The 14,867-nt window shown below is 37.4% G+C and carries 15 protein-coding genes and 1 pseudogene; 13 read left to right on the top strand and 3 right to left on the bottom strand.

Annotation, left to right across the window (positions count from 1 at the left end):
* Positions 1-803 precede the first annotated feature (803 nt).
* From ACTWPX_RS06910 to copZ (ACTWPX_RS06940), 7 genes are all read left to right on the top strand, one after another.
* Positions 804-1,595, top strand: a complete 792-nt coding sequence (locus ACTWPX_RS06910; protein WP_443119078.1) for a DUF2935 domain-containing protein — start codon at positions 804-806, stop codon at positions 1,593-1,595.
* Between the two features lie 152 nt (positions 1,596-1,747).
* On the top strand, positions 1,748-2,137 hold the full coding sequence (locus tag ACTWPX_RS06915; RefSeq protein ID WP_443119079.1) for a hypothetical protein: 390 nt from the start codon (positions 1,748-1,750) through the stop codon (positions 2,135-2,137).
* Positions 2,138-3,270: 1,133 nt separating this feature from the next.
* Positions 3,271-3,729: a CopY/TcrY family copper transport repressor gene (locus ACTWPX_RS06920; RefSeq protein ID WP_443119080.1), complete on the top strand. Its 459-nt coding sequence runs from the start codon at positions 3,271-3,273 to the stop codon at positions 3,727-3,729.
* 50 nt (positions 3,730-3,779) lie between these two features.
* Complete coding sequence (gene copZ / locus ACTWPX_RS06925; RefSeq protein WP_443119081.1) at positions 3,780-3,995, top strand: copper chaperone CopZ; 216 nt, start codon at positions 3,780-3,782, stop codon at positions 3,993-3,995.
* Between the two features lie 20 nt (positions 3,996-4,015).
* Positions 4,016-6,472: a heavy metal translocating P-type ATPase gene (locus tag ACTWPX_RS06930; protein ID WP_443119082.1), complete on the top strand. Its 2,457-nt coding sequence runs from the start codon at positions 4,016-4,018 to the stop codon at positions 6,470-6,472.
* A 17-nt stretch (positions 6,473-6,489) separates the two neighbouring features.
* Positions 6,490-6,783: a glutaredoxin family protein gene (locus tag ACTWPX_RS06935; RefSeq protein ID WP_443119083.1), complete on the top strand. Its 294-nt coding sequence runs from the start codon at positions 6,490-6,492 to the stop codon at positions 6,781-6,783.
* 181 nt (positions 6,784-6,964) lie between these two features.
* Positions 6,965-7,210: a copper chaperone CopZ gene (gene copZ / locus ACTWPX_RS06940; protein ID WP_443119084.1), complete on the top strand. Its 246-nt coding sequence runs from the start codon at positions 6,965-6,967 to the stop codon at positions 7,208-7,210.
* 482 nt (positions 7,211-7,692) lie between these two features.
* On the opposite strand, the gene ACTWPX_RS06945 is transcribed toward copZ (ACTWPX_RS06940), so the two are convergent.
* The gene (locus tag ACTWPX_RS06945) at positions 7,693-9,039 is read right to left on the bottom strand and encodes an MFS transporter (RefSeq protein WP_443119085.1); all 1,347 of its coding nucleotides are present in this window, start codon (positions 9,037-9,039) and stop codon (positions 7,693-7,695) included.
* 172 nt (positions 9,040-9,211) lie between these two features.
* Positions 9,212-9,976, bottom strand: a complete 765-nt coding sequence (locus ACTWPX_RS06950) for an MBL fold metallo-hydrolase (protein ID WP_443119086.1) — start codon at positions 9,974-9,976, stop codon at positions 9,212-9,214.
* Positions 9,977-10,108: 132 nt separating this feature from the next.
* Between ACTWPX_RS06950 and ACTWPX_RS06955 the strand changes: the two genes are divergently transcribed.
* Complete coding sequence (locus ACTWPX_RS06955; RefSeq protein WP_443119087.1) at positions 10,109-10,516, top strand: Lrp/AsnC family transcriptional regulator; 408 nt, start codon at positions 10,109-10,111, stop codon at positions 10,514-10,516.
* A 1,134-nt stretch (positions 10,517-11,650) separates the two neighbouring features.
* Here the strand turns inward: ACTWPX_RS06955 and ACTWPX_RS06960 are convergent.
* On the bottom strand, positions 11,651-12,256 hold the full coding sequence (locus ACTWPX_RS06960) for a TetR/AcrR family transcriptional regulator (RefSeq protein WP_443119088.1): 606 nt from the start codon (positions 12,254-12,256) through the stop codon (positions 11,651-11,653).
* A 167-nt stretch (positions 12,257-12,423) separates the two neighbouring features.
* Here ACTWPX_RS06960 and ACTWPX_RS06965 point away from each other — a divergent pair, with 167 nt between their 5' ends.
* From ACTWPX_RS06965 to ACTWPX_RS06985, 5 genes and pseudogenes are all read left to right on the top strand, one after another.
* Positions 12,424-12,693, top strand: a complete 270-nt coding sequence (locus ACTWPX_RS06965; RefSeq protein ID WP_443119089.1) for a hypothetical protein — start codon at positions 12,424-12,426, stop codon at positions 12,691-12,693.
* Positions 12,694-12,793: 100 nt separating this feature from the next.
* Positions 12,794-13,168, top strand: coding sequence for a hypothetical protein (locus ACTWPX_RS06970; protein WP_443119090.1), 375 nt, complete (start codon positions 12,794-12,796; stop codon positions 13,166-13,168).
* A 12-nt stretch (positions 13,169-13,180) separates the two neighbouring features.
* Positions 13,181-13,501, top strand: coding sequence for a hypothetical protein (locus ACTWPX_RS06975; protein WP_443119091.1), 321 nt, complete (start codon positions 13,181-13,183; stop codon positions 13,499-13,501).
* Positions 13,502-13,536: 35 nt separating this feature from the next.
* Positions 13,537-13,614 (top strand): annotated as a pseudogene (locus tag ACTWPX_RS06980) (recombinase family protein); the annotation flags it as partial.
* A 157-nt stretch (positions 13,615-13,771) separates the two neighbouring features.
* Positions 13,772-14,620, top strand: a complete 849-nt coding sequence (locus ACTWPX_RS06985; protein ID WP_443119092.1) for an NmrA/HSCARG family protein — start codon at positions 13,772-13,774, stop codon at positions 14,618-14,620.
* Positions 14,621-14,867 lie beyond the last annotated feature (247 nt).

Genomic DNA, 14,867 nt, shown 5'->3' on the forward strand with positions numbered 1-14,867 from the left:
GGTGTTTACCTCGATCAGAGTGTTATTTTAAAAGGAAATTCACTTCTTATTGGTGTTAATTACTGTGAAGAAACCATGGGCGGCATGATGTGATAGCCCCCAAACCCTTTCAACATAGGGTTTAAGAACAAATTGACTGAATTTTGACTGGTTTTTAAAATCATTTACTAAATCTACAGGTCTCTCAAGAGGTCATAAACTTGAACTATAACCTGAATAATGGACACTTATAAAAAAGTGGCCCGTTATTCGGGTTATTTCTGTTTCTAGAAATTAAACCCATTAATAATGAAACATTTTATGATTTTTTTGTGGCAATCTTGGTACTTTTCTTAGCTATATGGGGTTTAATGCTATTCATGACTAAATAAATTGTAGACCACTTATAATAATGTAGGGTGGTCTTTCACAAACAATCACAGACGAGCTAAAAAGGAATTCTCTTTTTCTTTGTCCGACGATTATACTCACTAAATGAGTTCGACTAATGATTGCGAAACAGTGAATAATTGGTGGTTTTGAGGGTTTACCAAGTATATATTATGCATCGTCTCTCTAAGGCCACAATTTTTCTTATTAATCCTTAATGCAACTAACAGCGATACCAATGGTAAACTACATACTCTATTAAATGGGAGTAAACCGGTTCTATATGTTCGTTAAATTTTTCTCTTACTAAAACCTTCAACTAAGTTCTAGTTCTTACAATGAGTGAGTTCTATTTAGGAGTATTAGATGATGGTTCTTTTAAATGAAATTAGTGCATACAATTTCCTCGGTGAAAACTTTCTAGGGGGAATTATATGGCTAGTCAATTTGTAGCTCGGTCTTTGGATGAAATCCGTTTCTGGTCTAGGATTATGAAAGAGCATGCCTTATTTCTAAGTCTCGGATTTAATTTTGATGACACGAAATTAATTCAAGAGGCACAGCAGTATATTGATTTGTTTGAACGAATTGAAGAACAATTAAGTCAATTCACTGTAAACTCTGACCCTCAACAAATAGCTGCTTTTAATAATCAAGTATATCAAGCTGCTTCATCTATTTGGGCATATAAGCGAAAAGTCCTTGGATTGTCACTACGATGTGAAATAAGGTCCAACAATTTTCCTTTATTATTAGACCATACTAGTAGGGAGGCAGCTTATTTTGGTGAACGGTTAAAAGAATTAAATGAAGGAAAATTGAGACCGACTCCTGCAAAAATCATAAAAGAGAATGTATTCTTTTTAAGGATAATGGCAGACCATTCTAAATTTATAGGTCATCTCCTCGATCCATCTGAAAGAAAATTGGTGGACCAAGCGAGAGAATTTAGCCATGATTTTGATCAACTAGTTTTCCAGGCAACCGACTTAGATTCGATGCGTCCTCAGTCAGAAACTCAACCAATTTTAGATCATTTCCTTGATGAAAATCGGGTTTCAGTAGTTGCTCTTCGAGACTTTAAGAAAACAGCAAGAGAATTGATTGAAGAATGTAAAATCAAAAGTATAATCCACCCTCTATTAGCTGACCACGTCTTCCGTGAAGCGGAAAGGTTCCTTCATATAATAGATATGTTTGAGGCTAGCCTTACTTCCAATAACTAAATTATTTCATAAAATGCTCATATAACATTTAGCATAATGGCAATCCAAATGATCAAGTAACCATTAAGACAGTATTACATTCTTTGTAATCCTAAAACTGTAATTTTCTCTTTTTAGATGAATATTTATGTATTTGAAAGGAGTGAGTTAAAATGAATGTAGACAACTATGATGACTACAATCAATATGGAGAAACAAGAAACTTACATGATAAATGTAAAAAATACATGAATTATCATGTAACTTTAACGATGACAGACGGTAGTTCTTTTGATGGTATTATCGATGATGTGGGCAGGGACAGATTTGATGTATTAGTCGGTGAAGATGCGCGGGAACCAGAGATTGAGAATGAAGGAGATACTCGTCAATTTTATGGTGGATATGGGCAAGCTAGAAGAAGATTCCGGCGCTTCAGACGTCGCAACTTTCCACTGGCATCTTTAGCAGCATTAGCGCTATTACCTTATGTTTCTCCATATCCGTACCCTTATCAATATCCATACTATCCTCAACCATATTATCCTTATCCATATTACTAAAGAAATAAGAAAAATCACTTCTTTTTCAATGAAGAGATTTGTTTGGATATGCTTAAAAGACCCCTTCATGGAGGGTAGTAAAAGAAAAAGCCCAATACTCTTTCATAAAAGTATTGGGCTAACATATAAAAATAACCCATCATGAAAGACTAAAGTGGGTGATAGGAAACTTTTACATATTCGTGTTATTTTGAGAAGTAAGAATTACAGAATAATAACCTTGTCGGGTTATTATTTAGTTTTTTTCTCGTTTCTCATCGATCGTTCCAACTCATTTAAAAGTTTATCCAACGAATAAGAAATAGCAAGTAATTGCATGGTCATTAGGGTTATTTTCATACGTTTTATACATTTTCATTCTTAATGCTTCTATTTGTTCTTGTAAACCCTTGATTCTCCACAGTTCTAAACCCCCTCTTCGCTTAAATTGCATCCGTAAAATATAAGTGGAGAAGTTCACTGAGTAAAACAACTGCAGACTAAACCATAATTATCCTCGAGCTAGTAAATTGGTTTGCTTACCTTGATGCTTCATATTCAGTAATAACCTCAGTCCACCATTGTTATTCTTGGATAATACAGATAGTTTTCTTAGACCACTATAAGGTTAAATACCGAATAATCTTATAAAAAGGGAACTTTAATAACAAGAAGATATTTCAATTTAGTTTCAGCCCTACTCTTTTCCGCAATGCTATTCCCATTATGGTAGTACCTTACAAACTTAGCAGTTTATAAAATGATAAAATTGGGGTTTTCCGGCGACAATCTAATCAGAGAACGAGTAGATATTAGGTTGATTTTTAAATAATTGTTATTAAGTGATAAGACGGTTATTTCGAAGCTAAGTCTTCATGTATAGGGGCTCAGATATGAGATGAAATTATTAAAAGTCAGGTTCATGTTTTTGTTACATGGTTTTCAATAAAGGTAACCAATAAAAACGCTTGGTAAAAAACCAAGCGTTTTTTAGTACTATTTTTTCAGGAATTTATACTGATCTAACCGCCCCACATAAATATAAAATTTTGTGAGAAGCAAAAGAAGACTTGACATTGATCGTTTACAAATGTAATCTTAAAGCATAACAAAATGTTTACAAACGTAAACGTAAGAGTAAAAGGAGTGAGATCATGAACACTGAAATAGATTCTAAGATTACCGATTCAGAATGGGAAGTTATGCGTGTGGTTTGGGCACAAGATAAAGTTACCAGTAAAGAGGTTATAGAAGTGTTACAGCAAAAAAAGGATTGGAAGCCTGCGACTACCAAAACTTTCATGGGGAGACTTGCAAAAAAAGGAATGCTTCATACTGAAAAAGTGGGAAAGAAATATCTTTATTCCTCCGGTTTAAGTGAAAGTGAATTTATCAAGAGTACCCTTGAGGTTACTTTTGACAACATTTGTGATAGGGACGTTGGTAACACAATAGTGGAGTTAATTTCCAAAGCCACGTTAAGTCATGATGATATAGAAATAATGGAGAAAGCACTTGAAATGAAGAAAAAAGAGGCTGTTGAAGAAGTCCCTTGTAGTTGTGTACCTGGTCAGTGTAAGTGTAATGATCATTGCTGTTCATCAGGATGCTGAAGTGTTATACAAAATTACCATAAGAGATAACAAAAATGGGGTGAAAATAAATGAAAAAAGCAACTTTAAAGATTACAGGAATGAGTTGTGCTCATTGTGCAAATAAAATTAAAACAACATTGCAAGACCTTCCAGGTGTCTCAAAGGCAAAAGTCAATTTAAAAAAAGAGATTGTCAAAGTTAAATATGATGAAACCGTTCAAACATTAGATAACTTAACGGCAGCTGTAAAGGAAGCTGGATATGAAGCTGAACCAGTTAATTAGAGAAAGGGAGTGGAATAGAAATGGCGACAGAAACCTTTAATGTAGAAGGGATGACTTGTGCATCATGCGTACAGAGCGTTGAAAAAGCAACGAAGAAATTGCCTGGTGTACAAGAATCTAATGTAAACTTGGCTACTGAAAAACTAAATATCCGTTTTGACGAAGATGCAGTATCCATATCAGATATTCAAGCTGCTGTAGATAAGGCCGGGTATAAGGCTTCGACAGATACGGAGCAGAAGACATTTGGTATTACGGGCATGACTTGTGCCTCCTGTGTACAATCCATCGAAAAGGTAACAGGGAAATTAGATGGTGTCATGAACTCAAATGTAAATCTAGCGACAGAAAAAATGACCATAGAGTATAACCCGAGTGTCGTATCTGTGTCAGACATTAAGGCAGCAGTAGCAAATGCAGGATATGAAGCACATGAAGATATAGAAACATCAGATTCAACCAATGAAGAAAAAGATAAAAAACAAAAGAAAATAAAATCCATGTGGACACGATTTTGGGGTTCAGCTTTTTTCACGATTCCCTTACTCTATATCTCCATGGGACACATGGTAGGCTTGCCATTGCCAGGCATAGTAGATCCGATGTTGAACCCTGATTGGTTTTCTTTTTTACAATTCATTTTGACGTTACCAGTTATGATTTTTGGTTGGAAGTTTTTCTCGGTAGGATTTAAAACGTTATTTAGGGGACATCCCAACATGGACTCATTGGTTGCGTTAGGGACTGGTGCTGCATTCGTTTACAGTTCGGGGGCGACAATCGCAATTTGGCTTGGGCATTCCAGTTACGCAGAAAATCTGTATTATGAGTCTGCAGGGGTAATCCTTACTTTAATTACATTAGGTAAATATCTTGAAGTTCGTTCCATGGGCAAAACATCAGAAGCCATTGAAAGATTAATGGGATTAGCTCCCAAGAAAGCTATCGTTGTAAGAAATGGAAAAGAAGTTGAAATTTCTGTTGATGGAGTAGTTGTAGGTGATACTGTCATCGTAAAACCTGGTGAAAAAATACCAGTTGATGGTGTTGTAATAGAAGGAACTACATCTGTTGATGAAGCCATGTTAACAGGTGAAAGTATTCCTGTAGAAAAGAATGCAGGCGATAATGTTATAGGTGCCAGTATCAACAAGAATGGTACAATCCAATATCAAGCAACCAAAGTAGGAAAAGATACAGCCTTATCACAAATTATTAAATTAGTGGAAGATGCACAAGGATCTAAAGCACCGATTGCTAAATTAGCAGATATTATTTCAGGTTATTTTGTTCCAATCGTTATAGGGATTGCTATTCTATCTGGTTTAGCTTGGTATGTCGGAGGACAAACGGGACTCTTTGCTTTAACAATTACGATTTCCGTATTGGTTATTGCTTGCCCATGTGCTCTTGGTCTTGCCACACCAACTGCGATTATGGTTGGTACTGGTAAAGGTGCAGAAAACGGAGTATTAATTAAGAGCGGTGGAGCACTTGAAACGACTCATAAAGTTCAAACGATTGTATTTGATAAAACAGGTACGATTACAGAGGGAAAACCTAAAGTTACAGACATTCTCACTGTAAATGGAATCTCAGAAGAAGAATTATTAATATTGACAGCTTCTGCTGAAAAAGGCTCTGAACATCCATTGGGTGAAGCCATTGTAAGGGGGGCCGAGGATAAAGGATTAGACTTTATTAAAGTAGAAAACTTTCATGCTATTCCTGGTCATGGAATTGAAGTAACTGTAGGTGGCAAAACATTATTAGCCGGAAACAGAAAATTAATGGATGTACGCAACATTTCCTTAGCTGCATTGGCAAACAAATCGGATGAGTTAGCAGGTCAAGGGAAAACTCCTATGTACATTGCGATTAATAATCAAATCGCTGGTATTATTGCGGTTGCCGATACGGTCAAGGAAAACAGCTTAAAAGCCATTGAAAAACTTCATAAAATGGGCATCGAAGTAGCCATGATCACAGGGGACAATAATGGTACAGCTAAGGCTATTGCCAAGCAAGTTGGAATTGATCGTGTATTAAGTGAAGTATTACCAGAAGATAAAGCAAGTGAAGTGAGGAAACTTCAAGATGAAGGAAAAAAAGTGGCCATGGTTGGAGATGGAATCAATGACGCGCCAGCTCTTGCTCAAGCAGATATTGGGATAGCTATTGGTTCAGGTACAGATGTTGCCATGGAATCTGCAGACATTGTATTGATGAGAAGCGATTTAATGGATGTTCCAACAGCCGTGGAATTAAGCAAGTCTACTATTCGAAATATCAAACAAAACTTATTTTGGGCTTTTGCATATAACGTGCTAGGTATTCCGTTTGCAATGGGAATTTTCTACCTCCTTGGTGGACCATTATTAAACCCAATGCTTGCTGGCGCTGCAATGAGCTTAAGTTCTGTTTCCGTTTTAGTAAATGCGTTGCGTTTAAAAGGATTTAAGCCCTCAGTTATGTAATCAAAGGAGAGATTAGAATGGAAGATAAACTGGAGCTGAAATTATATACAAGGCCAACATGTTCAGATTGCCAAGACACAAAGAAATATTTAACTTCTAACGATATCAAGTATACAGATAAAGATGTTAGCGAAAATCCTGGGTTGGAAGAGGACCTAAAAAGAATCTCTGGTGCTAAGATAGTACCATTACTTGCCTTTTATAAAAGGGGAATATTCGGTCGAAGAAAGCTTGTTAAACATTTTGTTGGATTTGCAAACAATAAAAACGAAATAGTGAAAATGCTACACATGAAAGAACGCAGTGAATGATCCTACTGGTGATAAAAGGTAATATTTGCTCTACCCATTAAAAAGATTGGAAAACAATCTAAGGAGGTGGTGCACAGGCACAATCACAATCGTTATGTGGTTTTTTTAAAGGGTCATTCTATACCTTACCCCGGTATAGTAATTAAAGTTTTATTCAAACAATGTGTTAGGAGGAATTGATATGCAACAGTCAACACTAAATGTACAAGGAATGTCGTGCGGGCACTGTGTCAATAAAGTGGAAGAAAACGTAGGTCAACTGGAGGGTGTGGAATCGGTTAAAGTTCATCTTTCTGACGAAAAAGTTGATGTGTCGTTTGATGAAAGTGTCGTTGAGTTGGCAGACATCAAAGGACTTATTACAAACTCTGGGTATGAAGTAGTGGAGGATCCTGGTAATGATGGCGGTTGTTCCTGCTGTCATTAAATTAAAGAGGGAGGTTAGTTCAACAAGAGATTCCATAAAACCTAGGCTTCTTTATAAGCCGAAAACGATGATTCATCAAGGATGTATAAAATCCTGTATAAACTATAAAAATGGACGATGTGAAACCCCTTGGAAGCAAAGGGGTTTTGTTTTGGTCAGGTTCTAATAGGAGTGATTATGTGAACGTGTATAAAGCTTAAAAATAGAAAAAACTACTGCTCCCGTACAGAGTTTTTCTGTTACGTAACAAAACATTAAAGTTAGGCATAATACTTTTCGTAACTTGAGTTAGGTTAAAGTAAACTAAAGTTCTGTAAACCCTTATAAATTAATATAGACTTTTTCTATCTGTAAGATGTTTTGTTTTATATAAGTTACTCCTATATGAATAAAGGCAGCTTTCAATTTCTTGCTGAAAGCAGCCTTGTTAATTAGATTTTAATTATAATTTACTATATAGCTATATATCTATATTAGTCTAACTATTTAAGAAATAAAGTATTAATAAAATTTTTTTTATCATAGCTCTTTGTTGGACTTTTCCGAGACCAAACAACTACAGGAATAAGCACTAGTGACAGAATGGCCCCAGAAAGTGATAATGCTGCAAAACTAGAATGAGCGACTACCATTCCTGATACCCCCCCACCCGCTGCTCCTGACAGTGCAAATAGTACATCGACTGATCCTTGTGTTTTTGCACGTACAGATGGGTGTGTTGAATCTATAATGAGAGCAGTCCCACTTATTAAACCAAAGTTCCAGCCTAAACCTAGTAGTACTAACGCCAGGGTAAGCAGTGGCATTGAACCTACCGGTGCAAAAGCTGCTACCAATCCAGAGGTTAGGAGTGTAGCACCAGAAGCAACAGCCATAGTAATACGGCCAAGCTTATCTACCAGTATACCTGTTAATGGTGAAGGAAGGTACATAGCTGCTATATGGAAACCTATAACTATTCCTACTTCTCCCAAACCATGATCATGATGTCCCATATGAATTGGTGTAATTGTCATAATGGCTGCCATGACAAATTGAGTAAAATTCATAATTACAACCCCTACAACAACCCCCTTTTTGTTTATGGTAGCATTCTTTAAATTTGTCCCTGTCTGTACGGTATCGTCTTTTTTCTTAGCATTTGCAATAGCTGTGGACACAACCAAAGGGTCTGGACGAAGTAAAATTAAGATAAATAATCCGGCAATAATAAAAGCAGCTGCTGACAAGATAAAGGGGCCAGCCAAGGTTGGAACACCAATTGAATCCGCAAATTCCCCCATTATATTGACCAAGTTAGGACCAACAACAGCACCCAAGGTAGTAGAAACCATGGCCATGCTTGCAGCAGTTGCCCTTTGTTTATCTGTTGCAAGGTCTGTCCCTGCATATCGCGCTTGTAGATTAGACGCTGTACCAGCTCCATAAATAAAAAGAGAAATAAATAAAAGTGGGATGCTGTTGGTTAAAGCTGCAATTATAACACCAATAGCACCTAACCCACCTGCAAGGAACCCGCCTGCAAGTCCTGCTCTACGACCAAAACGTTGTGAAGACCGACCTATAAGTAGGGCAGCTCCTGCAGAACCTAAAGTAAATAGGGCAGTTGGAATTCCTGCCGCATTTTCAGTCCCTAGCATGTCTTGTGCAAGAAGCGCTCCTACTGTTATACCGGCTCCAAGTCCTGCTCCCCCAAAGATTTGTGAAAGAATTAAAATTCTTAATGTTTTTTTATAAAGGTGTATCTGTCTTTCTGGTGAATCAATATATTCTTGCAACCATATAGGCTGGTGTGTTGAGGCATTTGTATCTTTTGCTGACATTGTCATGAACTCTACCTCCTAACGAAATATCCCTGTAGCTTTTCATGTTTGGTTTGTCATCCTTGGAACACTTCATATCGTCATTAAAAGAAGCTCATAATTAAATATTCGATAATTATGAGCTTCTTCTATTTCTTATTTTTAAATAGGAACGTGACACTATTTGTCGGTGTTCATATTAAAATTTGTAGGATTCACCATCTTCTGGTACTAAAATATTACTTGAGAACCCTTTTTCATTACTAAAGTTTTTTAATTCTTCTCTAGATAGTGTCCAATGGTTAACAGCTTCCATATGAACAGAAATAACCTTAGCATTAGGAGCCGCCTTGTGTACTTCATAGATGTCTTCTTTTCCCATAAGGAGAGAACCATATTCTATAAATTGATTATCTCCGCCATTGACGACAACAATATCTGGTTTATGGGTATCTAATTCTTCCTGTACACCTTCATACCAGACTGTATCACCAGCTACGTACAATGTTTTTTCACTTGGATGTTTAAAGACAATGCCACATACTTCCCCCATAAGCTTTAATAGTTCTTCTCCTCTTCCATGTTCGCCTCTTGTTTTAACTAATTGGATGCCTTCAAAGACAATGTTCTTTGTTAATACCTCTACATTTTGAAACCCGGTATTTTGTACTTCCTTTGCATCTTCTTCATTTTGAACGAACATTTTAATATTTTTTGGTAATAGTCTTTGCGCTGCCTCGTCAAAATGGTCTAAATGTAAGTGAGTCACAATAACTACATCAACTCCACTAATAATATCGTCAACAGAGGTTGGTAAACTCACTGAAGGATTGTTTTGATCTTGCCTGATCGTACCAGGGAAAGGTGGGTACGTACCTTTCTCTGCTAACATAGGATCAATTAAAAACTTTTTATTTGCATATTCCACAACTATCGTTGCATTTCGAATTTGTGTGATTTTCATCTTTACATCTCCCTTTCTTTTCATGTGTTCTCTAACAGTGTTAAGTGTATAATATGAGCAGCATTCAAATACACAGATAAAATAAAGTGTTTTAGGCGTTTGGCTTTATTTTTAAAAGGAGTTGACGTTCAGATGGATCAAACAGATAAGCGAATTATAGAGGAGTTATGTAGCAATAGCCGGATTACGATGAAAGAATTAGGGGATAGAGTTCACTTAACTGGACCAGCAGCCACAGCTAGAGTGGAGAAATTAGAGGACAATGGGGTTATTGAGGGTTATAGCATTAAAGTAAATCAAGCGAAATTAGGGTGTTTTACGTATGCATTTATCAATATATATATTGAAGGTACACATCATCAACCTTATCTCTCATTTATCCAAAAAAAGGAGGGATATGTCATCAATAATTATAAAATCAGTGGAGATAGCTGTTATCTTCTGGAGTGCAGGTTTCCAAGTAATGATGCGTTAAATCAATTTTTATTAGAGTTAAACAAGTATGCAAACTATAAATTATCGATCGTTATAAGTAAATAGTCATGAATAAAAATGGATATTTGTGAATAATCACTTTTAAACTGTTGGGGGGCTTGAATAGAACAACGAAGGTAGATGGGGCACCTCTTTTTCTTATTCAAAAGTTAATTTGTGAAGGTCTGTACTTTAAATTAACGGGGACGGTTGTCGTATAAGCTTTAACTACATTACATGAATACCCGATATCCTTCAATTGGTAATATATAATGAAGAAATTCGAGTAATTAACAGTATTGGTTGTAATACCAGCAAATTAACGTCTTTGGGGATTAAATCTGATGTAACCAAATAGAAAGGGGGTATTAATAATGAAATCCTACCCCATTTCTTCCCCAAAGAAACTCCTCATAAAGTTAATCATGTGCACTCCAATAGGTGTTACTTCCGACTGGATATTGACTGGATTTTCTTTATTAATACTGATATCTTATTTAATCTCATATTAATATCGTAAAGTTGGAAAGCCGAGTATATAGGGGTTTTCACATCTTATTTTTAATTATTTAGTTAATACAGTGAATGGGCGGCATGATGTGATAGCGTCCAAAACCCTTTCAACATAGGGTTTGAGAACAACTTGGCTGGATTTTGACTGGTTTTAAAAACCGTTTACTAAATTTAAAAGCCTCTCAAGAGTATATAAACTCTTGAGAGGCTTTTCTTTTAATGGGTAGCAGTCGTTCACTTGCCAATCTTCCCCTATAACTTTTTAAAATAATTGTTATAAGTGACAGGGCGATTATCTCGAAACTGAGTCTTCAAGTATAGGCCAGTTATCTGGAATAAGAGGTTGCTATATTTAATCCACAAAAGGGCCATTATCTTGAATAACCTACCAAGATTGTGAACGGGTAAAGTCGAGTATTGGGTTGTAGTTATCAATAAGCAATTGAAACATAAATTTTTCTTGAACAAAGAAAAAACCTCTTTAAATTCCTGTTAATTTAGGAATTTCACGAGAGGTTTTTTTTATATGTTGCTCTTCGAAAAATATTTCCGAGTATCTTCATGTATTTGTTTGGGTAAGACACGATCAAGTTCTTCCTTTAACCATGAAAGTGTTAGGCACCTTTTAGGATTGTACGATTATCAATTACTTCTGAAACGATACCTGACTCTTTCTTAAAAATACTATCATTCGATTTTGAAGCCGGCAGTTCGTATTGGTCCTTGGGTGATGAGTTTGGAGAGCTGGTTGGCCATCTCTTCAGGTGTAGGCTTCTCCACTTGGTTTAACCACCATTGGATGACAGCTACGAAGGCAGCGCTGATGAAATGGAGAAGGAGATCTTTCGGGATTTGGAATTGGGTTGGATCCTTCACGACTTTTTTTATGTGCCTGTCGAACTTATCACGAATCACTTCTTCTAAATTGTTCCTGAAACCATTGATTCCATTTTTACCGAACATGACTTGATAGAACATCTGATGTTTTTGTATACATTGGTAAACATTGGTGACACTGCCCTTTAACCTCTCAATATTCACTTCTTGATCTGCCTGGTCGAAAGGCGGATTGATGACGCTGATCAATTCCTGGATGACATCAGAACTCATTTTTTCCAGAAGGTCATACTTGTCATCATAGTGAAGATAGAAAGTTGCGCGGTTGATTAACGCTTCATCTGCGATCTCTTGAATGGTCATTGCATCAAAGCCCTTCTCTTGGATAAACTTCAAGAATGCTTCGTTAATGAGTTTCCTCGTCCTTTTTACTCGTAGGTCTGTTTTCTTAGCCATTTTTTCATCCCTCTTTTATCAAATAAGCAACAAATTTAAATCAGGTGTCGTTTATCATACATATCGTAAAAAATTGGTTATTGTAAGTTTCTTGTATTCTTCTATAATGGCATTGTAAACAACATAGTGTTAATTAATCAAAAACTTGTCTATTAAGGGGGATGTATATGATGAATTTCTTTAAGCAGGAGCTATTCTGGGGCGGGTTCGCTGGAATACTGATTGCTGTCATCATTTTTACATTTTCATTCATGAATCCAACACCAAAAGACATGCCGTTAGCACTCGTCGTGGAAGAAGGTGTGACACCCCCAACAGGAGAGCAGTTGAACTTCGGTAAAATGTTAGAAGAGCAAATCAAACAGAATGACAATGAGAGTGTGGAATGGACCATTCTGGAAAGTCGCGAAAAAGCAATCAATGAGGTGAATGACTAGAACTTCTATGCGTCTATCGTCATTCCGAACGATCTATCTCAAAAGATTCCTACTCTATTAGGTCCAAGTCCGCAAAATGCTGAAGTCGAGATTCTGATCAATGAGGGGTGAACAAACCAGCTGCCGCAATCGGAGAGCAAGTGCTAATGGAATCATCGCAAAGTTGAACCAACAAGTCCCAACCAATTTATATACGCAAGTGTCGGAGCGTCAGATGCCGTTAAGTGTAGAGCAAGCCCGGCAGCTCGCAAAAAACATCTCTGTAAAAGCGGAGAAACTGAACCCTGTCCCAAGTTATACCGCAAACGGTAACGCGCCAGCCGTATTCACCCAGATTATATGGCTGACGACGTTCATCAGTTCCATGATCCTTTTTACAGTGGTTAAAAAGATCGGCTTACGATGGACGTCTCTTGTCAGTCAACTGCTTGGCGGATTCATTTTCGTGAGCGGAATTACGGGTCTCGTATTCTAGTTGGCGAACAACGTGCTGGAGGTCACAATCCCTGACAAAAGCGGCATGTTGATCCTAATGCTTTTCGTCGGTCTTATGTTCTATTTCATTCAGGGAGCGTTCTTGAACTGGATTAAATATGCAGCAGCGCAGATTTTCATACTCTTGTTCTTCTTCTCGATGCCGGTCTTGACCCTGCCGCCTGAAATGTTGCCAGACATCACAAAGAGCTGGCTGTATGATTGGATTCCATTCCGTTTCAGCGTAGAGGCGTTTAAAGATATCCTGTTCTTCGAATACCGGTCTCATCAGCCTGCTCGTAATGAGCTTGTCCGTTCTGAAACCTACTGCTAAAAAGTTAGAACAACCGAAGTAAAAGAACTTGCTAGAGGGGCCGATTAAAGAAATATCAAAAAAATCACGCAGGAATGAATTATGCAGTAAAGCTATATAAAGAAGGAGGAGTATGCCTGTAAATTGAAGATCTCTTAGTAGGGATTAAATTAATAACAAAACTTGCCCTTGAACTCCTAAGTTTTAGGGGGAGGTAAAATTCGACCACAGATCATTTTCATAAAAAGGAACAATAAGGCTGGGATGACAAAATACAAGGAGGATTTCTACATGACAAATTCAGACAAAACCATTTTAGTGTTGGGTGCCACGGGAAAACAGGGAGGCGCAGTTGCCAGGAAGTTGTTAGCTGATGGATGGTCCGTGCGCGCGGTTTCGCGGCGCCCGGATCAACCGGCTGCACAAGAACTGCAAAAAAAGGGCGCCACAGTCGTTCAAGCGAACATGGATAATCAGCAATCTCTCTTGGAAGCTATGCGGGGGGTTTACGGTGTTTATAGCGTTCAACCTTTGTATTTAAAGGATCCCGAAAAAGAGATCCAACAAGGGAAAACAGTAGCGGATGTTGCCAAACAGGTCGGCGTCTCACATTTTGTATATGGCTCGGCCGGCGGCGCTGAAAGAGATAGTGGGGTTCCCCATTTTGAAACAAAGGGGCAAGTTGAGAAATATGTACGTGCTATTGGTTTACCTTTTACGGTTCTCCGTCCAGCTGGTTTCATGGAAAACTTTATAGGATTTAGTAAAGCTCATGAACAAAAATTGATGATACAGGGATTTATGGATGTGAATACGAAATTACAAATCATCTCGGTGCAAGATATTGGGGCGTTTGCTGCAATTGCCTTTAACAACCCGGAAAAATACAAGGGAATGGCAATTGAAATTGCCGGGGACGAAGTGACGCTTTCAGAAGTGGCAAAAGTGTTTAGTCAAGTATTTGATACGCCATGTAAAGTTTTGGAGTCTGCCAGGGATCAATTTCAGAAAAATAAAATGTTTGAATGGTTAGAAACTGATGGGTATCAAGCTGACATTCCTTCACTACGTAAAGTTCATCCCGAATTGCTTGATTTATCAACCTGGGTTAAAAATTCGGGATGGGATCCATTTGTTTAAGAAGAAAAAGGTGCTAATGTATAATGAATCGATAGTTGTGTGATTTTATTAAGCAACAGAAAAGGTAAGGCGGCAGATCAGTATCCGGTTAGTGTTGCCATTTTGCTTTGGCACGTTCCCACCACGCATTGGCTGGACAAATGCTTCGTAAGAGAGGAATGTTCGCAGGCCAAGAAATTCTAATTATGTAATTGTGGAATCAGGATGGTCAGTCACAAAACCCCCTCGGCCGGACATGGGGTGTTGA

The organism is Halobacillus sp. H74, assembly GCF_052246715.1.
In the GTDB taxonomy this organism is placed as follows: Bacteria; Bacillota; Bacilli; order Bacillales; family Halobacillaceae; genus Halobacillus; species Halobacillus litoralis_A.